The sequence below is a fragment of the Streptococcus sp. 2741 genome (assembly GCF_013276315.1).
Lineage (GTDB): Bacteria > Bacillota > Bacilli > Lactobacillales > Streptococcaceae > Streptococcus > Streptococcus pseudopneumoniae.
On the sequence record NZ_VMKU01000018.1, the window covers coordinates 42,959 to 64,182 of the forward strand.

General features: G+C 39.7%; 18 protein-coding genes, 1 tRNA gene and 1 other RNA gene. 15 read left to right on the plus strand and 5 right to left on the minus strand.

Annotation, left to right across the window (positions count from 1 at the left end):
- Positions 1 to 7 precede the first annotated feature (7 nt).
- From HT671_RS02590 to sufB, 8 genes are all read left to right on the plus strand, one after another.
- Positions 8 to 505 carry a GAF domain-containing protein gene (locus HT671_RS02590; RefSeq protein ID WP_023932849.1) on the plus strand — a complete coding sequence of 166 codons (498 nt, stop codon included), beginning with the start codon at positions 8 to 10 and terminating at the stop codon, positions 503 to 505.
- Positions 505 to 2,160 (plus strand): DNA polymerase III subunit gamma/tau, encoded by a 1,656-nt coding sequence (dnaX, locus tag HT671_RS02595; protein WP_050222942.1) that lies wholly within the window; start codon positions 505 to 507, stop codon positions 2,158 to 2,160. Before HT671_RS02590 ends, dnaX begins: the two co-directional genes overlap by 1 nt.
- Positions 2,161 to 2,187: 27 nt before the next feature.
- Positions 2,188 to 2,382, plus strand: a complete 195-nt coding sequence (locus HT671_RS02600) for a DUF3272 domain-containing protein (protein WP_001041547.1) — start codon at positions 2,188 to 2,190, stop codon at positions 2,380 to 2,382.
- Between the two features lie 264 nt (positions 2,383 to 2,646).
- Entirely contained in the window at positions 2,647 to 3,417 is a 771-nt protein-coding gene (gene sufC, locus HT671_RS02605) for a Fe-S cluster assembly ATPase SufC (RefSeq protein WP_000114489.1), read from the plus strand.
- Between the two features lie 27 nt (positions 3,418 to 3,444).
- Positions 3,445 to 4,707, plus strand: a complete 1,263-nt coding sequence (gene sufD / locus HT671_RS02610; protein ID WP_101514360.1) for a Fe-S cluster assembly protein SufD — start codon at positions 3,445 to 3,447, stop codon at positions 4,705 to 4,707.
- Between the two features lie 10 nt (positions 4,708 to 4,717).
- Positions 4,718 to 5,944 (plus strand): cysteine desulfurase, encoded by a 1,227-nt coding sequence (locus HT671_RS02615; RefSeq protein WP_050222944.1) that lies wholly within the window; start codon positions 4,718 to 4,720, stop codon positions 5,942 to 5,944.
- Positions 5,931 to 6,371, plus strand: a complete 441-nt coding sequence (gene sufU, locus HT671_RS02620) for a Fe-S cluster assembly sulfur transfer protein SufU (protein ID WP_050222945.1) — start codon at positions 5,931 to 5,933, stop codon at positions 6,369 to 6,371. Before HT671_RS02615 ends, sufU begins: the two co-directional genes overlap by 14 nt.
- Before the next feature lie 57 nt (positions 6,372 to 6,428).
- Complete coding sequence (gene sufB, locus HT671_RS02625; RefSeq protein ID WP_050222946.1) at positions 6,429 to 7,841, plus strand: Fe-S cluster assembly protein SufB; 1,413 nt, start codon at positions 6,429 to 6,431, stop codon at positions 7,839 to 7,841.
- A 226-nt stretch (positions 7,842 to 8,067) separates the two neighbouring features.
- Here sufB and pbp3 read toward each other — a convergent pair whose 3' ends face one another.
- A complete protein-coding gene (gene pbp3 / locus HT671_RS02630) occupies positions 8,068 to 9,309 on the minus strand; it encodes a D-alanyl-D-alanine carboxypeptidase PBP3 (RefSeq protein WP_050222947.1) in 1,242 nt (413 codons plus the stop codon).
- A 102-nt stretch (positions 9,310 to 9,411) separates the two neighbouring features.
- On the opposite strand from pbp3, the gene cozE reads away from it, so the two are divergent.
- Both cozE and ssrA read left to right on the plus strand, forming a co-directional pair.
- Positions 9,412 to 10,521, plus strand: coding sequence for a cell elongation protein CozE (gene cozE / locus HT671_RS02635; protein WP_023936171.1), 1,110 nt, complete (start codon positions 9,412 to 9,414; stop codon positions 10,519 to 10,521).
- 645 nt (positions 10,522 to 11,166) lie between these two features.
- Positions 11,167 to 11,514: a transfer-messenger RNA gene (ssrA, locus tag HT671_RS02640) on the plus strand.
- Positions 11,515 to 11,761: 247 nt separating this feature from the next.
- Here ssrA and HT671_RS02645 read toward each other — a convergent pair.
- The 4 genes from HT671_RS02645 to HT671_RS02660 all read right to left on the minus strand — a co-directional run bounded on the left by HT671_RS02645 (position 11,762) and on the right by HT671_RS02660 (position 13,997).
- Positions 11,762 to 12,538 carry a DUF1828 domain-containing protein gene (locus HT671_RS02645; RefSeq protein WP_050222948.1) on the minus strand — a complete coding sequence of 259 codons (777 nt, stop codon included), beginning with the start codon at positions 12,536 to 12,538 and terminating at the stop codon, positions 11,762 to 11,764.
- Between the two features lie 26 nt (positions 12,539 to 12,564).
- A complete protein-coding gene (locus HT671_RS02650) occupies positions 12,565 to 13,035 on the minus strand; it encodes a hypothetical protein (RefSeq protein WP_050222949.1) in 471 nt (156 codons plus the stop codon).
- A 54-nt stretch (positions 13,036 to 13,089) separates the two neighbouring features.
- Positions 13,090 to 13,554: a TM2 domain-containing protein gene (locus HT671_RS02655; protein ID WP_023936165.1), complete on the minus strand. Its 465-nt coding sequence runs from the start codon at positions 13,552 to 13,554 to the stop codon at positions 13,090 to 13,092.
- Positions 13,555 to 13,909: 355 nt separating this feature from the next.
- A tRNA-Ser gene (locus HT671_RS02660) sits at positions 13,910 to 13,997 on the minus strand.
- A 161-nt stretch (positions 13,998 to 14,158) separates the two neighbouring features.
- On the opposite strand from HT671_RS02660, the gene HT671_RS02665 reads away from it, so the two are divergent.
- From HT671_RS02665 to HT671_RS02685, 5 genes are all read left to right on the plus strand, one after another.
- On the plus strand, positions 14,159 to 14,899 hold the full coding sequence (locus HT671_RS02665) for a DeoR/GlpR family DNA-binding transcription regulator (RefSeq protein WP_000920642.1): 741 nt from the start codon (positions 14,159 to 14,161) through the stop codon (positions 14,897 to 14,899).
- A complete protein-coding gene (pfkB, locus tag HT671_RS02670; protein WP_138704279.1) occupies positions 14,896 to 15,807 on the plus strand; it encodes a 1-phosphofructokinase in 912 nt (303 codons plus the stop codon). Before HT671_RS02665 ends, pfkB begins: the two co-directional genes overlap by 4 nt.
- On the plus strand, positions 15,804 to 17,756 hold the full coding sequence (locus HT671_RS02675; RefSeq protein ID WP_138704278.1) for a fructose-specific PTS transporter subunit EIIC: 1,953 nt from the start codon (positions 15,804 to 15,806) through the stop codon (positions 17,754 to 17,756). Before pfkB ends, HT671_RS02675 begins: the two co-directional genes overlap by 4 nt.
- Before the next feature lie 131 nt (positions 17,757 to 17,887).
- Positions 17,888 to 18,556, plus strand: coding sequence for a hypothetical protein (locus HT671_RS02680; RefSeq protein WP_240153262.1), 669 nt, complete (start codon positions 17,888 to 17,890; stop codon positions 18,554 to 18,556).
- 248 nt (positions 18,557 to 18,804) lie between these two features.
- Positions 18,805 to 21,108, plus strand: a complete 2,304-nt coding sequence (locus HT671_RS02685; RefSeq protein WP_078138006.1) for a DNA translocase FtsK — start codon at positions 18,805 to 18,807, stop codon at positions 21,106 to 21,108.
- Positions 21,109 to 21,224: the final 116 nt, after the last annotated feature.

Below are 21,224 nucleotides of genomic sequence, written 5' to 3' on the forward strand. Positions count from 1 at the left end.
TAGTTCTATGTTAAAATCAGAAAAACAATCACGTTATCAAATGTTAAATGAAGAATTGTCCTTCCTATTGGAAGGCGAGACCAATGTTTTGGCTAATCTTTCCAACGCCAGTGCTCTCATAAAATCACGTTTTCCGAATACCGTATTTGCAGGTTTTTATTTGTTCGATGGAAAGGAATTGGTTTTAGGTCCCTTCCAAGGAGGTGTTTCCTGTATCCGTATTGCACTAGGCAAGGGCGTATGTGGTGAAGCTGCTGAGTTTCAGGAAACAGTCCTGGTTGGTGATGTAAGTACCTATCCCAACTATATTTCTTGTGACAGTCTAGCTAAAAGTGAAATTGTGGTGCCGATGATAAAGAATGGCCAACTACTTGGAGTTCTGGATTTGGATTCTTCAGAGATTGAGGATTACGATGCTATGGATCGAGATTATTTGGAACAATTTGTTGCTATTTTGCTTGAAAAGACGGAATGGGACTTTACAATGTTTGGGGAAAAATCTTAATGTATCAAGCACTTTATCGAAAATATAGAAGTCAAAACTTCTCCCAGTTGGTTGGTCAAGAAGTTGTGGCTAAGACTCTTAAACAAGCAGTGGAACAAGAAAAAATAAGTCATGCTTATCTTTTTTCTGGTCCACGTGGAACGGGAAAAACCAGTGTAGCTAAGATTTTTGCTAAGGCTATGAACTGTCCCAATCAAGTGGGTGGTGAACCTTGTAATAACTGCTATATTTGTCAGGCAGTGACGGACGGTAGTTTAGAAGATGTCATTGAAATGGATGCGGCCTCTAATAATGGGGTGGATGAAATTCGTGAAATTCGTGATAAATCTACCTACGCCCCTAGTCTTGCTCGTTATAAGGTTTATATCATAGATGAGGTTCACATGCTGTCTACAGGGGCTTTTAATGCCCTCCTAAAGACGCTGGAAGAGCCAACACAGAATGTAGTCTTTATTTTGGCCACTACTGAATTGCACAAGATTCCTGCTACTATTTTATCCCGTGTGCAACGTTTTGAGTTTAAATCAATTAAGACACAGGATATTAAGGAACATATCCACTATATCTTAGAAAAAGAAAATATCAGTTCTGAACCAGAGGCTGTGGAAATCATTGCCAGACGAGCGGAAGGTGGAATGCGGGACGCCTTGTCTATTTTGGATCAAGCCCTGAGTTTGACACAGGGAAATGAATTGACGACTGCCATCTCTGAAGAAATTACTGGCACCATTAGCCTATCAGCCTTGGATGATTATGTGGCTGCCTTGTCTCAACAGGATGTTCCCAAAGCTTTGTCTTGCTTGAATCTTCTTTTTGATAATGGTAAGAGCATGACCCGTTTTGTGACCGACCTTTTGCACTATTTAAGAGACTTGTTAATTGTTCAAACAGGGGGAGAAAATACTCATCATAGTCCAGTCTTTGTAGAAAATTTGGCACTTCCTCAGGAAAATCTGTTTGAAATGATTCGCTTAGCGACAGTGAGTTTAGCAGATATTAAGTCTAGTTTGCAGCCCAAGATTTATGCTGAGATGATGACCATCCGTTTAGCAGAGATTAAGCCTGAACTAGCTCTTTCTGGGGCAGTTGAACATGAAATTGCTACGCTGAGACAGGAAGTGACACGTCTCAAACAAGAACTCGCAAATGTGGGAACTGTATCCAAGCCAACAAGTCCAGCTCCTAGTCGTCCAGCTACGGGCAAAACAGTCTATCGTGTAGATCGCAATAAAGTGCAATCTATCTTACAAGAGGCTGTCGAAAATCCTGATTTGGCACGTCAAAACCTGATTCGCTTGCAGAATGCCTGGGGAGAGGTAATTGAAAGTCTAGGTGGGCCGGATAAGGCTTTGCTGGTTGGTTCTCAACCGGTTGCGGCCAATGAACACCATGCAATTCTTGCTTTTGAGTCTAACTTTAATGCTGGTCAAACCATGAAACGGGACAATCTCAACACTATGTTTGGCAACATCCTCAGTCAGGCAGCAGGTTTTTCACCTGAGATTTTAGCTATTTCCATGGAGGAATGGAAAGAAGTTCGCGCAGCCTTTTCAGCCAAAGCCAAATCTTCTCAAACTGAAAAAGAAGCAGAAGAAAGTCTGATTCCAGAAGGATTTGAATTTTTGGCTGATAAAGTGAAGGTAGAGGAAGACTAAAGAAAGATTTCATGATACAATAAATTTATGAATAAACAACAATTTATTATTATGGCGCTGTTTACAGCTGCTGAGACCTATTTTTTCAATGAAGCCTGGATGACTGGCCGCTATATTATGGCAGCCTTTTGGGCAATTTTACTCTTCAGAAATTTTCGTGTCAGTTATGTGATGGGCAAAATCGTTGATGTCATCGATCAGCATTTTAATAGGAAAGACTAGCCCTCAGCTTCCAGACAAAATCAAAGCCTTTTAGGCTTTTTTTTGTTATACTATAAAAGTATATTTATTGACCTTTTATACTCTTCGAAAATCTCTTCAAACCACGTCAGCTTTATCTGCAACCTCAAAGCGGTACTTTGAGCAACCTGCGGCTAGCTTCCTAGTTTGCTCTTTGATTTTCATTGAGTATTACCGTATTTTCTAGAGACAACTAGTATGTTTCTAGTAAGCACTGTAAAGGTCTTGAAAAAGAAAGGAACTATCATGTCAGTATTAGAAATCAAAGATCTTCACGTTGAGATTGAAGGAAAAGAAATTTTAAAAGGGGTGAACCTGACCCTGAAAACAGGAGAAATTGCCGCTATCATGGGACCAAATGGTACAGGTAAATCGACTCTTTCTGCCGCTATCATGGGAAATCCAAACTATGAAGTAACCAAAGGTGAAGTTTTGTTTGATGGCGTAAACATCCTTGAGTTGGAAGTGGATGAGCGTGCGCGTATGGGACTTTTCCTTGCTATGCAATACCCATCTGAAATTCCTGGAATTACCAATGCTGAGTTTCTTCGTGCCGCTATGAATGCTGGTAAAGAAGATGATGAAAAGATTTCAGTTCGTGAGTTTATCACTAAGTTGGACGAGAAAATGGAATTGCTCAACATGAAAGAAGAAATGGCTGAACGTTATCTCAATGAAGGTTTCTCTGGTGGTGAGAAAAAACGAAATGAAATTCTTCAACTTTTGATGTTGGAACCAACTTTTGCCCTTTTGGATGAGATTGACTCTGGTCTTGATATTGACGCTCTTAAAGTCGTATCAAAAGGTGTCAATGCTATGCGTGGTGAAGGCTTTGGTGCTATGATTATCACTCACTACCAACGTCTTTTGAACTACATCACACCAGACGTGGTACACGTCATGATGGAAGGTCGTGTTGTCCTTTCTGGTGGTCCAGAATTGGCTGCGCGTTTGGAGCGTGAAGGATACGCAAAACTAGCTGAAGAACTTGGCTACGACTACAAGGAAGAATTGTAATTCCCTCGTATCTTTTAGGAGAAGTAAATGACTAAAGAAAATATTAAACTTTTTTCAGAAATGCACGCTGAACCAAGCTGGTTGGCTGACCTCCGTCAAAAAGCTTTTGACAAGATTGAGACTTTGGAATTACCAGTTATTGAGCGTGTCAAATTCCACCGTTGGAATCTGGGTGATGGAACGATTACAGAAAGCGAGCCATCAGTAAATGTTCCAGATTTCACAACTTTAGATAACCACTTGAAGTTGGTGCAAGTAGGAACGCAAACTGTTTTTGAGCAAATTCCAGTTGAGTTGGCTCAACAGGGTGTCGTCTTTACAGACTTCCATTCAGCTTTAGAAGAAATTCCAGAGCTTGTTGAGGAATTATTCATGTCATCTGTCAAGTATGACGATGATAAGTTGGCAGCCTACCATACAGCTTATTTCAATAGTGGTGCTGTCCTCTATATTCCTGATAATGTTGAGATTAAAGAACCAATCGAAGGTATTTTCTACCAAGACAGCGATAGCGATGTACCGTTTAACAAGCATATTATGATTATCGCTGGTAAAAATTCTAAGATTAGTTATCTGGAGCGTTTAGAGTCACGTGGTGAAGGAAGTACAAAAGCAACTGCAAACATCACTGTCGAAGTGATTGCACGTTCTGGTGCTCAAGTGAAGTTTGCTGCGATTGACCGTCTAGGTGAAAACGTCACTGCTTACATTAGCCGTCGTGGTAAATTAGGCAACGATGCAAGCATTGACTGGGCAATCGGTGTCATGAACGAAGGGAATGTTGTTGCTGACTTTGATAGCGACTTGATTGGAAATGGTAGCCATGCAGATCTCAAGGTTGTAGCTCTTTCAAGTGGCCGTCAGGTACAAGGGATTGATACTCGTGTAACCAACTATGGTTGCAACTCAATTGGAAATATCCTTCAACATGGGGTTATTCTTGAAAAAGCAACTTTGACTTTCAATGGTATCGGTCACATCATCAAGGGTGCTAAGGGAGCAGATGCGCAACAAGAAAGTCGTGTTCTCATGCTTTCAGACCAAGCGCGTTCAGATGCTAACCCAATTCTTTTGATTGACGAAAATGATGTTACTGCAGGACACGCGGCTTCTATCGGTCAGGTGGATCCAGAAGATATGTACTACCTCATGAGCCGTGGCTTGGATAAGGCAACTGCAGAACGTTTGGTTGTCCGTGGTTTCCTTGGCTCCGTTATCGTTGAGATTCCAGTCAAGGAAGTTCGTGATGAAATGATTGCGACTATCGAAGAAAAATTGTCAAAACGCTAAGGGGTAGCCTATGTTAGATGTAGAAGCGATTCGCAAGGATTTTCCAATTTTAGACCAGATTGTCAACGATGAGCCATTGGTCTATTTAGACAATGCTGCAACGACACAAAAACCACTAGCTGTTCTTGAAACGATTAACCGCTACTATGAGAAGGACAATGCCAATGTTCACCGTGGTGTTCATACCTTGGCAGAAAGGGCGACAGCTTCTTATGAGGCGGCTCGTGAAACCATTCGTAAGTTTATCAATGCAGACTCTACAAAGGAAGTTCTCTTTACCAGAGGAACGACAACCAGTCTTAACTGGGTAGCTCGCTTTGCTGAGGAGATTCTGACTGAGGGAGATCAAGTTTTGATTTCTGTCATGGAACACCATTCCAATATCATTCCATGGCAGGAAGCCTGCCGTAAGACTGGGGCAGAGCTTGTCTATGTTTATCTCAGGGACGGTGCCTTGGATATGGATGACTTGCGAGTTAAATTGACTGATAAGGTGAAATTTGTCTCCCTAGCTCATGCCTCAAATGTTCTTGGAGTGGTTAATCCTATCAAGGAAATCACTCAAATAGCCCACCAAGTTGGAGCCATCATGGTGGTGGATGGTGCTCAATCTACGCCTCATATGAAGATTGATGTTCAGGACTTGGATGTGGACTTCTTTGCCTTTTCAGGTCACAAGATGGCTGGTCCGACTGGGATAGGTGTCCTTTACGGCAAAGAAAAGTATCTGGAGCAAATGTCTCCAATAGAATTTGGCGGCGAGATGATTGATTTCGTCTACGAACAATCGGCTAGTTGGAAGGAATTGCCTTGGAAATTCGAGGCTGGAACTCCTAACATGGCAGGTGCTATCGGACTGGCAGCAGCAGTGGATTATCTGGAAAAGATTGGTATGGATGCCATCGAAGCCCATGAACAGGAACTGATTGCATATGTCTATCCAAAATTACAGGCGATTGAAGGACTGACCATTTATGGTTCACAGGACTTGGCTCAACGTTCAGGTGTCATTGCTTTTAACCTAGGCGACCTTCATCCTCACGACCTTGCAACGGCTTTGGATTATGAAGGTGTGGCAGTTCGTGCGGGTCACCACTGTGCGCAACCCTTGCTCCAGTATTTGGATGTTCCAGCAACAGCTCGTGCAAGTTTTTATATCTACAATACCAAGGCAGATTGCGACAAGCTAGTCGATGCCTTACAAAAGACAAAGGAGTTTTTCAATGGCACTTTCTAAACTAGATAGCCTTTATATGGCAGTGGTAGCGGACCATTCGAAAAATCCACATCACCAAGGGAAGTTAGAAGACGCTGAACAAATCAGTCTCAACAATCCTACCTGTGGGGATGTCATCAATCTCTCCGTCAAGTTTGATGCAGATGACCGCTTGGAGGATATCGCTTTTCTAAACTCAGGTTGTACCATCTCGACTGCCTCTGCAAGCATGATGACGGACGCAGTTTTAGGAAAAACCAAACAAGAAATTTTAGAACTTGCGACAATTTTTTCTGAAATGGTTCAAGGACAAAAAGATGACCGCCAAGACCAACTAGGTGATGCAGCCTTCTTGTCAGGTGTTGCAAAATTTCCACAACGGATTAAGTGTGCGACCTTGGCTTGGACTGCCCTTAAGAAAACAATTGAAAATCAAGAAAAACAATAAGACAAGTTTCTTTTGTCTTATGAATCAGTAGAAATGAAGAATGAAAGAAAGGATATTATGGCTGAAGAAAGAGTAGAACCAAAACCAATTGACCTTGGTGAATATAAATTTGGTTTCCATGATGATGTAGAGCCTGTCCTATCGACAGGAAAAGGATTGAATGAAGATGTCATTCGTGAACTATCAGCTGCCAAGGGAGAACCTGAGTGGATGTTAGAGTTCCGTTTGAAGTCTTACGAAACCTTTAAAAAAATGCCCATGCAAACTTGGGGAGCAGACTTGTCAGAGATTGACTTTGATGACTTGATCTACTACCAAAAACCATCTGATAAACCAGCTCGTTCATGGGATGACGTTCCTGAAAAGATTAAAGAAACCTTTGAACGTATTGGTATACCAGAAGCTGAGCGTGCTTATCTAGCTGGTGCCTCTGCCCAGTATGAGTCAGAAGTGGTTTACCACAACATGAAGGAAGAGTTCCAGAAATTGGGGATTATCTTTACAGATACGGATTCTGCCCTCAAGGAATACCCAGACTTGTTTAAACAATACTTTGCGAAGTTGGTACCGCCAACAGATAACAAGTTGGCAGCCCTCAACTCAGCAGTATGGTCAGGTGGAACCTTTATCTACGTACCAAAAGGGGTCAAGGTAGATATTCCTCTTCAAACTTACTTCCGTATCAACAACGAAAATACAGGTCAGTTTGAACGTACCTTGATTATCGTTGATGAAGGAGCAAGTGTCCATTACGTAGAAGGATGTACAGCACCGACTTATTCAAGCAACAGCTTGCACGCTGCCATTGTCGAAATCTTTGCCTTGGATGGAGCTTATATGCGTTATACAACCATCCAAAACTGGTCTGATAACGTTTATAACTTGGTAACGAAACGTGCTAAAGCCTTGAAAGATGCGACTGTTGAGTGGATTGATGGAAACTTGGGTGCCAAAACAACCATGAAATACCCATCTGTTTGCCTAGATGGAGAAGGGGCGCGTGGTACTATGCTTTCTATTGCCTTTGCTAATGCAGGGCAACACCAGGACACTGGTGCCAAGATGATTCACAATGCTCCACATACCAGTTCGTCTATCGTGTCTAAATCCATCGCTAAAGGCGGAGGAAAGGTTGACTACCGTGGTCAAGTAACCTTTAACAAGAACTCTAAGAAATCTGTTTCTCACATTGAATGTGATACCATTATCATGGATGACTTGTCGGCATCAGATACTATTCCATTTAATGAAATCCACAATTCGCAAGTTGCTTTGGAACACGAAGCTAAGGTTTCTAAGATTTCAGAAGAACAACTCTATTACCTCATGAGTCGTGGATTGTCAGAATCAGAAGCGACAGAAATGATTGTTATGGGATTTGTGGAGCCCTTCACAAAAGAGCTTCCAATGGAGTATGCTGTTGAGCTGAACCGCTTGATTAGCTATGAGATGGAAGGGTCAGTTGGGTAAAATTTGATTTTAGATATACTCAAAATCAAGGACTTTGATACTATTCGAAAATCAAAGTGTAAACCACGTCAGCTTTATCTACAACCTCAAAGCGGTGCTTTGAGTAACCTACGGCTAGCTTCCTAGTTTACTCTTTGATTTTCATTGAGCATTAGATCTACTCAAAATCAAGAACTTTGAAGATGAATTTGTAATAAAAAAAATCGCGGTTTAAATCGCGATTTTTTTATAATTTCTCGTTAACAAAGCGGACAAACTGATTCCACCAAACTTTTAAGAAGAAGGCTTTTTCCATTTTCTTGTCTGCAACCATTTCGAAACTAGGGCGCTCTGTGGTGATGTAACCTTGACCAATCAAGTCCTTGTCTTCGTAAGTCAAATGGCCAACCACTGTTCCAGCTTCAAGTGGTGCTGGGATTGCTTTGGAATCAGGTGTGAATTGAACAGATTGGGAAGATTGATTCCCAACACGTTCAATTAGATAGATATCCTCTGGGGCCACTGCAGTGACCGTATCTTCTTTTCCATCTTGTACAGGGGTTTTGCTATCTTGATAGGCATCGCCTTGCTGAACGATTTTGCGAAGTGTAAATGTAGAAGAAATATAATCCATTAGTGAAGATGTAGCTGTAAACCGAGCGTAAGGATTATTGTCTTGATGGTCTGCATTTAAAACAACTGTGATGACTCTCATGCCTTTTTCGACAGTAGTACCAACAAAAGACTCTCCAGCCTTATCTGTTGTTCCTGTTTTCAGTCCATCAAAACCACCACGGTAAGCAGGCATACCTTCTAACATGTAGTTGGTTGAAGTGATTGTTATCCCATCAAAAGTAGAAGAAGGTTTTTTGGTGATTTCCAAAACTTGTGGGTATTTTTTGATGAGGTTGCGGGCAACGATAGCGACATCATAAGCACTGAGCTTGTTTTCATCATCTTTTTTTGAGCCCGGGTAAATATTATCTCCTAGAGTCTCGTTGTTCAGACCAGTTGTATTGACAACAGTGGCATCTTTGATTCCCCATTCCAAGAGTTTTGCTCGCATCATATCAACGAAGTTTTTTTCAGAGCCAGCAATTTTCTCAGCTAGGGCAATAGCGGCGCTGTTGGCACTAGATACCAGAGTTGCTTCAAGCAACTCTTCGACAGTATAATTACGGGCCTCCATAGGAACATTACTGGCTTCAGAATTTGTCGTCAATTGATAAGGATAATCAGAAATATCTACAGGAGTGGAGAGGGTAATACTTCCCTTTTCCAAAGCTTCATAGACCAGATAAACAGTAATCAATTTTGTTATGGAAGCAATTTCGACAGGTTGCGTTGCATCCTTCTCATAGAGAATTTTACCAGTATTTGCCTCAACAGCAATGGCATGTTTTGCAGCAATATTAAAATCTTGAGCAGCAACAGTAGAAGCACCTCCTAAAAAGGAGACAGTTAATAAAGTTAACAATATTTTTTTCATAGTAGTCTTATTCTATCATAAAGAAAAAAAATATTCTTGCTTTAATAATTCATCCGTTAAGCTTTTTGAAAATATGGTAAAATAGAGTGAGGGAGGTAACTCATGTTTCGTAGAAATAAATTATTTTTTTGGACCACAGAAATTTTACTCTTAACCATCATCTTTTACCTATGGAGACAGATGGGGTCTTTGATTAACCCTTTTGTTAGCGTGCTTAATACAATTATGATTCCATTTTTATTAGGGGGCTTTCTTTATTATTTGACAAACCCTATTGTTACTTTCTTAAATAAAGTCTGTAAACTCAATCGTTTACTTGGTATTTTAATTACCTTGTGTGCTTTGGTCTGGGGAATGGTCATAGGTGTTGTCTATCTCTTACCTATTTTGATTAATCAGTTATCTAGCTTGATTATATCTAGTCAAACTATTTATAGTCGAGTACAAGACTTAATCATAGACTTATCTAATTATCCTGCGCTCCAGAATTTGGATGTAGAAGCTACAATTCAGCAGTTAAACTTATCCTATGTTGATATTCTTCAAAAGATCCTAAATAGCGTATCAAATAGTGTGGGGAGCGTCTTGTCAGCTCTTATCAGTACTGTTTTGATTTTGATTATGACTCCAGTTTTTTTGGTTTATTTCTTACTAGATGGACATAAATTCTTGCCCATGCTTGAAAGAACGGTTCTAAAGAGGGATCGCTTGCATATTGCAGGCTTATTAAAGAATTTAAATGCGACGATTGCTCGCTATATTAGTGGAGTTTCGATTGACGCAATCATTATAGGTTGTTTAGCTTATATTGGCTATAGTATTATTGGTTTAAAATATGCTTTAGTTTTTGCTATTTTTTCTGGTGTAGCCAATTTAATTCCTTATGTGGGGCCAAGTATTGGTTTGATTCCTATGATCATCGCAAATATATTCACTGATCCCCATAGAATGCTGATTGCAGTGATTTATATGCTTGTTGTTCAGCAGGTAGATGGCAATATATTATATCCTAGAATCGTAGGAAGTGTTATGAAGGTTCATCCAATCACGATTTTGGTTTTACTTTTGTTGTCAAGCAATATCTATGGTGTAGTTGGAATGATTGTCGCAGTGCCAACCTATTCTATCTTAAAAGAAATTTCTAAGTTCTTATCCCGTTTGTATGAAAATCATAAAATCATGAAAGAACGAGAAAGAGAATTAGCTAAGTAAAAGTCAGGAGAACCCTGATTTTTATTTACTGGAAGTGACCTTTAGATTAGAAGATTGAAAATAAGTTAAAGTCCTAAACTAATTTTCACAGCTAAGAATAGTAGAAGTTAATCTGATAAAAATCGAAAAAACCAGTGGAATTCCGTGTCAGGGTAAGTTCCACTGGTTTTCATAGTCTATTAAAGTTCGAATGAAACCTATTTATAGTAGATTGAAACTAGAATAGTACACCTCTAATTCTAAAACATTGTTAGAAATCGGTTTGACTGTCCTGATCTATTCGTCCTATTCTTATTTCATTTTACTATATTTTGGTGCAATAAGTGAAAAGTAGTCCGAATAATATAAGGATTGATTTTATTGTTTTTAAACTCAAATGAATTGAAACAAAGAGAGTAGGAAAATTCTCATCTGAAAGTATTTTAGAATAATTCTCTTCGTGAATTTCTTCAAAACAGATAGCTTCATCTTAGGTATGTGTTAATTGGATTTCGTAAGTTCTATTCATAATCGTAAAGTTATGCACTGAGAAAGTTGTAGTTAGTATCCCAGTTTGCTAAATTTCTCGAATAGTATCTTTTTTAGGTATGTGATTTCTTTTTGCATTTTTGTGTTAGATAAGGTATAATAGTTTTATTGTCTTTTGGGGTCGTTACGGATTCGACAGGCATTATGAGGCATATTTTGCGACTCGTGTGGCGACGTAAACGCTCAGTTAAATATAACTGCAAAAAATAACACTTCTTACGCTCTAGCTGCCTAAAAACCAGCAGGCGTGACCCGATTTGGATTGCTCGTGTTCAATGACAGGTCTTATTATTAGCGAGATACGATTGAGTCTTGTCTAGCGGCTTGATAAGAGATTGATAGACTCGCAGTTTCTAGGCTTGAGTTATGTGTCGAGGGGCTGTTAAACTAATACATAACCTATGGTTGTAGACAAATATGTTGGCAGGTGTTTGGACGTGGGTTCGACTCCCACCGGCTCCATTATTCCTTTGCATTCCTTGGTAAAACGTTGTTAAATCAACGTTTTTTGTTTTTGTCTTTGGTATTCCTTTGCATTCTTTTGCTAAAAAAGGAGTCACAAACAGAGCCTAAAACAGACCCTATTTTTAAAAAAGGGATACAAAAAAAGGATACAACATTTGTTGCATCCTAGAAATCTATGTACTTCGTAAAGCGTTCTCCGATTCGAGTATTCCTCTGCATGCTTTAGTAAATATAGGATTTTTTGTAGTTACTTCCCTAATTGGACCTCTAATTGTTCTTTATCTGAGAAGTTCAAAATGTTAATACCATACTCTTGTAGAGCGATTTGATGGTCATCTTTGATATTATTATACCCTTCATCGCTTACAATGATATACAACTGTTCTGTATCTCCATATTCTTTTCTACGGTATTCAGATGTATCTAACCAACTAGCTAAGATAGTATCAACTTGTTGTTTGGTTATGTTATTGTGAACTCTGGCTATTTTTGAAATACCTTTACTCATAAACACAAAATTAAAGCGGTGTTCTAAACGAGATTTACCTGCAATTGAGAAAGCTGGAAAGACTGTGTAATGCTCATTTTTCATGAAGTAAGATTTAACATCGTCTAAAAATTGAGATTTAATATTGTTAGGTGTTAGCTGAATAAAGTCATAAACATTCATCAGCAATTGTGTCATATCATGTATGACTTGTCCTAGATGTTCTTTACCAGTCGTTCGTTCGATTGCTCCATCGTGTAAATCAAATCCATTAAAGTGGAGAAGTGAGTTAAAGATGTCTTGACGTCGCCCTTTTTTTGTAACATCAATATTATTAATGGATAAATTCCAGATAGTATAACCATCATCTGTAACTGTCAAATGTTTTCCATTGCTTTTTATTGAGAAACCAATAGCTTCACCTAATGGGTCTATAAAAGGAGTAATCACTTCAGTATGAGTATCAGTCACATCGTTAAAAACAGCGTTTTCTTTTATGTAATTTAGATAGGTATTTTTGATATCAGTAGCATTCATGATATTCTCCTTTCTTTATAGGGTGATTATAACAAATCCTCTTGTATATTAATTGCTATATTTTCAGGATTGTTCACATTGGTATAGTCAAGCAAATTATCAAGCATATTCAGGAAGTCATCAGTGTTAAGAATATCTTCATAAGGTAGTGGATAGGCTTTGTAATGAGTTGTTTCATCCCCTTTTTGATAATACTCTTCTTCAGAGAAGATGTTAACTCGATTTCCCCAAACTTTCTCGCCGTTTGCGTTCTTATGGAATTTATTATTTAGATTGATTCGTAAGAGAGTGTAGTTGTGTTGAGTTTCCCTTAGATGAAAAACTTTGCTTGTAGTGCTGTAGAAGTAGTTCAAAATAAATCTAGTATCATGCTTGCAAACAAGGTCAATAGTACCTGAACTGCGATTCGTAAGAGTTCGATTGTGTTTATTAGCAATTGCTTTAATTATTTTTATGAGAGCTTTAGCTTCACTATCTGTCAGAAGTAACTCTTTCATATCTTTCCTTTCTACTTTATCTACATTCTAGAGAGTGGAAATCTGAAATGTAGATCAGACAGCGATCCTTCCGTATGCATCTGGTTTCTTAAAGAGAGCTATGATGCCTTGGAAAAGTGCAATAATAGCAGGTATTCCTGTTAAAGATAAAATCAGAAAAAGGAAACCTTTTCCGTTATATCCTGCGTAAAAATGATGTATACCCAATCCGCCTAAGAATAAAGCAAGAATAACATAAACCCACTTATTAACATAATGTACACCCGTAGCGATTTCTTGAGTGTGAACAACTTGTGACTGATTTTGCACAGCGTTGTTTTCATTGACAATGTTAATATTAATTTTGTCGTCTTTTTTATCTTCAACTTTCATGATAATAATCTCACCATCTACTTTATGAATTTCAACTTCGTCACCTAATTTTGGAACAAAATTTAATTCAGATGGATTTATTTTTAAGTACTCTTCATTATGTGAGATTACAACCTCTGCTCCTGTAACTTTAACAACTTTTGACATTTTGTTCTTCCCTTCATTTTACACTCTATAGAATTTCATAATAAGTTTTGATATTTAATTTATCTGTTTTTATAAGTAAAGTATATCAAAAAAAGAACGAAAAGAAAATCTTTTATGGTTTAGTTAAAAAGTAAGAGTTTAAGAAACTGGATTAATTAAACTTGAAGTATTTGAGATTTTGTCTTTTACTGTTTGTAAAATAGTATGAGATAAGAAGGGAGTGGAAAGAATTCATACTCTCTCTAGAACTTGTATATTGAAACGATGTGGAGATTGTAAAGAAATTACAAAATACCCAAAAACTAAGATAGAAATACAAAGTTTTAGGGTATCATGTATTAGATCTGTTTTTCCACGGAAGACATGGGATTCGAACCCACGCACGCTATTACACGCCTACCGCGTTTCCAACACGGCCTCTTAAGCCTCTTGAGTAATCTTCCAATACTTACTTAAATAGTCTACCATAAAGGTCCTTATCTTGCAATAAAAATTCTGTAAATAAGAAAAATGACAGAATTTGAAGGAAAATGATAAAAAATGCTTGACTTTGAAAAAAAGTATGATAGAATGAATGGTGTAAACGATAACAGGAGGTGATTCAGTGTTAAAAACAGAGCGTAAGCAACTGATTTTAGAGGAGTTAAATCAACATCATGTAGTTTCTCTTGAAAAATTAGTTAGTTTGCTAGAAACGTCAGAATCAACGGTTCGAAGAGACTTGGATGAGTTGGAAGCGGAAAACAAGCTTCGTCGCGTGCATGGTGGAGCAGAATTGCCCCATTCCTTGCAAGAAGAAGAAACCATTCAAGAAAAATCTGTCAAAAACCTTCAAGAAAAGAAGTTGCTGGCTCAGAAGGCAGCCTCTCTCATTAAAGAAAAAGATGTCATCTTTATCGATGCTGGAACAACAACTGCTTTTTTGATTCATGAATTGGTCAATAAGAATGTTACAGTTGTGACCAACTCCATTCACCATGCCGCTCAGTTGGTTGAAAAGCAGATTCCAACTGTCATGGTTGGAGGAAACGTCAAGACGGCGACAGATGCTAGTATCGGGGGCGTTGCTCTTAACCAGATTAACCAATTGCACTTTGACCGTGCCTTTATCGGAATGAATGGTGTTGACGATGGCTATTATACGACTCCTGATATGGAGGAGGGAGCTGTGAAAAGAGCTATTTTGGAGAATGCCAAGCAGACCTACGTCTTGGTGGATTCGTCTAAGATTGGACAAACTTGCTTTGCCAAGGTAGCTCCACTCAAACGAGCTATTGTTATCACAAGTCAAGGGCATGAGCTCTTGCAGGCTATTAAGGAGAAAACGGAGGTAATAGAAGTATGATTTATACAGTCACACTCAATCCATCCATTGACTATATCGTTCGTTTGGACCAAGTTCAAGTCGGTAGTGTCAATCGTATGGACAGTGATGATAAGTTTGCTGGTGGGAAAGGAATCAATGTTAGCCGTGTCTTGAAACGCTTGGATATTCCCAATACTGCGACTGGATTTATCGGTGGCTTTACTGGTAAATTTATCACAGATACTTTGGCAGAGGAAAAAATTGAGACACGTTTTGTCCAAGTGGCAGAAGATACTCGTATCAATGTTAAGATAAAAGCAGACCAGGAAACAGAAATCAACGGAAGGGGTCCAACTGTTGAACCAGCTCAGCTAGAAGAATTGAAAGCTATTTTATCTAGCTTGACTGCAGATGATACAGTTGTCTTTGCTGGTTCAAGTGCTAAAAATCTAGGCAATGTTATCTATAAGGATTTGATTTCCTTGACCCGTCAGACTGGTGCGCAGGTGGTTTGCGATTTTGAAGGACAGACCTTGATTGATAGTTTGGACTATCAGCCACTTTTGGTTAAACCAAACAATCATGAACTTGGAGCGATTTTTGGGGTTAAACTCGAAAGTTTGGACCAAATTGAGAAATATGCTCGTGAGTTACTGGCTAAAGGTGCTCAAAACGTCATTATCTCTATGGCTGGTGATGGTGCCCTTCTGGTAACATCTGGGGGAGCTTACTTTGCCAAACCTATCAAGGGAACAGTTAAAAATTCAGTTGGAGCTGGTGATTCAATGGTTGCCGGATTCACAGGTGAATTTGTCAAATCCAAAGACGCAGTAGAAGCCTTCAAATGGGGAGTGGCTTGCGGAACGGCAACCACCTTCTCAGATGATTTGGCAACAGCAGAATTTATTAAAGAAACATATGAAAAAGTTGAGGTAGAAAAACGATGAAAATTCAAGACTTATTGAGAAAAGATGTCATGTTGCTGGATTTGCAGGCAACTGAAAAAACAGCTGTCATCGACGAGATGATTAAAAATTTGACAGACCACGGTTATGTAACAGATTTTGAAACTTTTAAAGAAGGCATTTTGGCGCGTGAAGCCTTGACTTCTACTGGTTTGGGTGACGGTATCGCAATGCCTCACAGCAAAAACGCTGCTGTCAAAGAAGCGACAGTTCTATTTGCTAAGTCAAATAAGGGTGTTGATTATGAGAGCTTGGACGGACAACCAACAGACCTCTTCTTCATGATTGCGGCTCCAGAAGGTGCCAATGACACTCACTTGGCAGCCTTGGCAGAATTGTCTCAATACTTGATGAAAGACGGTTTTGCTGACAAACTTCGTCAAGCAACATCAGCTGATCAAGTCATCGAACTTTTTGACAAAGCTTCAGAAAAAACTGAGGAACCTGTTCAAGTACCTGCCAATAACTCTGGTGACTTTATCGTGGCTGTTACAGCTTGTACGACAGGTATTGCCCACACTTACATGGCCCAAGAAGCCCTTCAAAAAGTGGCTGCTGAAATGGGGGTTGGTATCAAGGTCGAAACCAACGGTGCCAGCGGTGTTGGGAACCAACTAACATCAGAGGATATCCGTAAGGCTAAAGCTGTTATCATCGCAGCAGACAAGGCAGTTGAAATGGATCGTTTCGATGGCAAACCATTGATCAATCGTCCAGTTGCTGACGGTATCCGTAAAACAGAAGAGCTGATTAACTTGGCTCTTTCTGGGGATGCTGAAATCTACCGTGCCGCTAATGGTGCCAAAGCCGCAACAGCCTCTAACGAAAAACAAAGCCTTGGTGGTGCCTTCTACAAACACTTGATGAGTGGTGTATCTCAAATGTTGCCATTCGTTATTGGTGGTGGTATCATGATTGCCCTTGCCTTCTTGATTGACGGTGCTTTGGGCGTTCCAAATGAAAACCTTGGTAATCTTGGTTCCTACCATGAACTAGCTTCTATGTTCATGAAAATTGGTGGAGCTGCCTTTGGTTTGATGCTTCCAGTCTTTGCAGGTTATGTTGCCTATTCTATTGCTGAAAAACCAGGTTTGGTAGCTGGTTTCGTGGCTGGTGCTATTGCCAAAGAAGGGTTTGCCTTTGGTAAGATCCCTTATGCCGCAGGTGGTGAAGCAACTTCAACTCTTGCAGGTGTATCATCTGGTTTCCTAGGTGCCCTTGTGGGAGGATTTATCGCAGGTGCATTGGTTCTTGCTATCAAGAAATACGTTAAAGTTCCTCGTTCACTTGAAGGTGCTAAATCAATCCTTCTCTTGCCACTTCTTGGAACGATCTTGACTGGATTTGTCATGCTAGCTGTGAATATCCCGATGGCGGCAATCAACACTGCTATGAATGACTTCCTAGGCGGTCTTGGAGGCGGTTCAGCTGTCCTTCTTGGTATCGTCCTTGGTGGAATGATGGCTGTTGACATGGGTGGACCAGTTAACAAAGCGGCTTATGTCTTTGGTACAGGTACGCTTGCAGCGACTGTTTCTTCAGGTGGTTCTGTAGCCATGGCAGCAGTTATGGCTGGAGGAATGGTGCCACCACTTGCAATCTTTGTCGCAACGCTTCTTTTCAAAGATAAATTTACCAAGGAAGAACGCAACTCTGGTTTGACGAATATCATCATGGGCTTGTCATTTATCACTGAGGGAGCGATTCCGTTTGGTGCAGCTGACCCAGCTCGTGCGATTCCAAGTTTCATTCTTGGTTCAGCAGTAGCAGGAGGTCTCGTTGGTCTTACTGGTATCAAACTCATGGCGCCACACGGAGGAATCTTCGTTATTGCCCTTACTTCAAATGCCCTCCTTTACCTCGTTGCTGTCTTGGTAGGAGCAATCGTAAGTGGTGTGGTTTATGGTTACCTACGCAAACCACAAGCATAAAAATTAGATAGAAAATAAAAAGATTGGACCGTTTGGTGCAGTCTTTTTTAAAGAATTTGACAAACAAGTTTTTGAATGATATTCTAAAATAAAACTCATAGAAATGAAAAAACATAATGAGAGTATTTTAAATGAATATAATTGAATTTATTCTGGATTTGGATTGGAAGAAGATAGTAGAATCAATTTTATCAGCTCTATTAGCTTCTGGAATAATCGGTGGTTTTGGTTACTTAGTGACGAAAAAAATTACAAGAGATTTTCGTATTGCAGAAGAAATGAAATCGTATGGATTTAAAGGTGTAGTGGCAAAGAAAAAGCATTCGACTAGAGAGATTAAAAAGTTATGTAAAAATACTAAAAGATTGGATTTACTTTTTATATCAGGTATTGATTTTTTTTCGGAAAATAGAACTGTATTAGAGAATGCTATGAATAATGGAATGAAAATTCGTTTTTTGTGTTCTCAGATCTATACCAATTTTTTATCAGATTTAGAGAAACTTGAGGATAAAGAAGGGTTGCGAAAGTCTGACACAAATATTAGTATCGAAATTGAAGATGTGACTAAAAAATATAGTAAATATGTAGAAAGTGGACAAATGGAAATTCGCTATTATTCAACACAATATCGTTTGCCGTTTATGTTGGTTTATAAAAAAAAGAAAAATATGAAGATGACAAAGGCTTTTTTAAGAGTTACTCTGCCTCCATATAATTGGGAGACCAATTTTGTGTTGATAGGTGAACGTAAAACTACTAAAAAGATGACTTTTTTAAAACTAATAATGATGAAATAGATTTCATTTCTATGATGGAAAAACATTTCGATTGTGTTTGGGAAGTTGCGGATAGGGAAATAGATAGAAAACAAGAAATAAAAAATACAAATTTCGAAGTGAAATCTTAAAAATCTAAACTTTGAGACTTTGCTTATTTAAATATAATAACAATTACTTTGAATATAATCATGATAAAGAAGATTGGACCGTTTGGTGCAGTCTTTTTCTCTTTTCGAAATGCCTGTGAAATATGGTATAATAGAAAAATGGCAAACAAGAATACAAGTAAAACAAGACGGAGACCGTCTAAAGCAGAACTCGAGAGAAAAGAAGCGATCCAACGAATGTTGATTTCGTTGGGAATCGCGATTTTATTGATTTTCGCAGCCTTCAAATTAGGGGCTGCAGGTATAACCCTTTACAATTTAATTCGCTTGCTGGTGGGGAGCCTAGCTTATCTAGCAATATTTGGCCTCTTGTTCTATCTCTTCTTTTTCAAGTGGATACGAAAACAGGAAGGACTCTTATCTGGCTTTTTCATCATATTTGCAGGCTTGCTCCTGATTTTTGAGGCCTACTTGGTTTGGAAATATGGTTTGGATAAGTCCGTTCTAAAAGGAACCATGGCTCAGGTTGTGACGGATTTGACTGGTTTTCGAACGACCAGTTTTGCTGGTGGAGGCTTGATTGGTGTCGCTCTTTATATTCCAACCGCCTTTCTCTTTTCAAATATCGGCACTTACTTTATTGGTTCTATCTTGATTTTAGTGGGTGCCCTCCTAGTCAGTCCTTGGTCTGTTTATGATATTGCTGAATTTTTCAGTCGAGGATTTGCCAAATGGTGGGAAGGGCATGAGCGTCGAAAAGAGGAACGCTTTGTCAAACAAGAAGAAAAAGCTCGCCAAAAGGATGAGAAAGAGGCTAGATTAGAACAAGAAGAGACCGAAAAAGCCTTACTCGATTTGCCTCCTGTTGATATGGAAACGGGTGAAATTCTGACAGCAGATGTTGTACTTGACGTTCCACCTATACCTGAAGAAGACTGGGTGGAACCAGAAATCATCCTGCCTCAAGCCGAACTTGAATTCCCTGAGCAGGAAGATGGCTCTGATGACGAAGATGTTCAGGTCGATTTTTCAGCCAGGGAGGCTCTTGAATACAAACTTCCAAGCTTACAACTCTTTGCCCCAGATAAACCAAAGGACCAGTCTAAAGAGAAGAAAATCGTCCGAGAAAACATCAAAATCCTAGAAGAAACCTTTGCTAGCTTTGGTATCAAGGTAACGGTTGAACGGGCTGAAATTGGGCCATCAGTGACCAAGTATGAAGTCAAGCCTGCAGTGGGTGTAAGGGTCAACCGCATTTCCAATCTAGCAGATGACCTCGCTCTAGCCTTGGCGGCCAAGGATGTCCGAATCGAAGCACCTATCCCAGGGAAATCTTTAGTGGGAATTGAGGTACCTAACTCTGAGATTGCGACAGTTTCTTTCCGCGAACTATGGGAACAATCTCAAACGAAAGCAGAAAATCTCTTGGAAATTCCTCTAGGAAAGGCGGTTAATGGCACCGCAAGAGCTTTTGACCTTTCTAAAATGCCCCACTTGCTCGTCGCAGGTTCAACGGGTTCAGGGAAGTCAGTAGCAGTTAACGGCATTATTGCTAGCATTCTGATGAAAGCAAGACCCGACCAGGTCAAGTTTATGATGGTGGATCCCAAGATGGTTGAGTTGTCTGTTTACAATGATATTCCCCACCTCTTGATTCCAGTCGTGACCAATCCACGCAAGGCCAGCAAGGCCCTGCAAAAGGTTGTGGATGAGATGGAAAACCGCTATGAACTCTTTGCCAAGGTGGGAGTTCGTAATATTGCAGGCTTTAATGCCAAGGTAGAAGAGTTTAATGCTCAGTCTGAGTACAAGCAGATTCCACTACCACTTATTGTTGTGATTGTGGATGAGTTGGCTGACCTCATGATGGTAGCAAGCAAGGAAGTGGAAGATGCTATCATCCGTCTAGGACAGAAGGCGCGGGCTGCAGGTATCCACATGATTCTTGCAACCCAGCGTCCATCCGTTGATGTCATCTCTGGTCTGATCAAGGCTAATGTCCCATCTCGTGTAGCATTTGCGGTTTCATCAGGAACAGACTCCCGTACGATTTTGGATGAAAATGGAGCAGAAAAACTTCTTGGTCGAGGAGACATGCTCTTTAAACCGATTGATGAAAATCATCCAGTTCGTCTCCAAGGCTCCTTTATCTCGGATGACGATGTTGAGCGCATTGTGAACTTCATCAAGGCTCAGGCAGATGCGGACTACGATGATAGTTTTGAACCAGGTGAGGTTTCTGAAAACGACGGTGAATTTTCAGATGGTGAATCTGGTGGTGACCCGCTCTTTGAAGAAGCCAAGGCTTTGGTAATCGAAACTCAGAAAGCCAGTGCATCTATGATTCAGCGTCGTTTGTCAGTTGGATTTAACCGTGCGACCCGTCTCATGGAAGAGCTTGAGATGGCAGGTGTCATCGGTCCAGCTGAAGGTACCAAGCCAAGAAAAGTATTGGAACAATAAAAAAATAGCTTCTTTCCAAGTTTGGAGGGAGCTATTTTATTGGCTATTGATTACTTTTATACTCTTCGAAAATCTCTTCAAACCACGTCAGCTTCGCCTTACCGTATATATGTGAC

Excerpts from the sequence above, each read along its gene's own strand:
- pbp3 (WP_050222947.1), bottom strand. The coding sequence starts at position 9,309 with ATGAAAAAAATATTGTTAACTTTATTAACTGTCTCCTTTTTAGGAGGT.
- sufU (WP_050222945.1), top strand. The coding sequence starts at position 5,931 with ATGGCACTTTCTAAACTAGATAGCCTTTATATGGCAGTGGTAGCGGAC.
- HT671_RS02675 (WP_138704278.1), top strand. The coding sequence starts at position 15,804 with ATGAAAATTCAAGACTTATTGAGAAAAGATGTCATGTTGCTGGATTTG.
- sufB (WP_050222946.1), top strand. The coding sequence starts at position 6,429 with ATGGCTGAAGAAAGAGTAGAACCAAAACCAATTGACCTTGGTGAATAT.
- sufD (WP_101514360.1), top strand. The coding sequence starts at position 3,445 with ATGACTAAAGAAAATATTAAACTTTTTTCAGAAATGCACGCTGAACCA.
- HT671_RS02645 (WP_050222948.1), bottom strand. The coding sequence starts at position 12,538 with ATGAATGCTACTGATATCAAAAATACCTATCTAAATTACATAAAAGAA.
- dnaX (WP_050222942.1), top strand. The coding sequence starts at position 505 with ATGTATCAAGCACTTTATCGAAAATATAGAAGTCAAAACTTCTCCCAG.
- HT671_RS02680 (WP_240153262.1), top strand. The coding sequence starts at position 17,888 with ATGAATATAATTGAATTTATTCTGGATTTGGATTGGAAGAAGATAGTA.
- HT671_RS02600 (WP_001041547.1), top strand. The coding sequence starts at position 2,188 with ATGAATAAACAACAATTTATTATTATGGCGCTGTTTACAGCTGCTGAG.
- sufC (WP_000114489.1), top strand. The coding sequence starts at position 2,647 with ATGTCAGTATTAGAAATCAAAGATCTTCACGTTGAGATTGAAGGAAAA.
- HT671_RS02615 (WP_050222944.1), top strand. The coding sequence starts at position 4,718 with ATGTTAGATGTAGAAGCGATTCGCAAGGATTTTCCAATTTTAGACCAG.
- HT671_RS02685 (WP_078138006.1), top strand. The coding sequence starts at position 18,805 with ATGGCAAACAAGAATACAAGTAAAACAAGACGGAGACCGTCTAAAGCA.
- HT671_RS02655 (WP_023936165.1), bottom strand. The coding sequence starts at position 13,554 with ATGTCAAAAGTTGTTAAAGTTACAGGAGCAGAGGTTGTAATCTCACAT.
- cozE (WP_023936171.1), top strand. The coding sequence starts at position 9,412 with ATGTTTCGTAGAAATAAATTATTTTTTTGGACCACAGAAATTTTACTC.
- pfkB (WP_138704279.1), top strand. The coding sequence starts at position 14,896 with ATGATTTATACAGTCACACTCAATCCATCCATTGACTATATCGTTCGT.
- HT671_RS02650 (WP_050222949.1), bottom strand. The coding sequence starts at position 13,035 with ATGAAAGAGTTACTTCTGACAGATAGTGAAGCTAAAGCTCTCATAAAA.
- HT671_RS02590 (WP_023932849.1), top strand. The coding sequence starts at position 8 with ATGTTAAAATCAGAAAAACAATCACGTTATCAAATGTTAAATGAAGAA.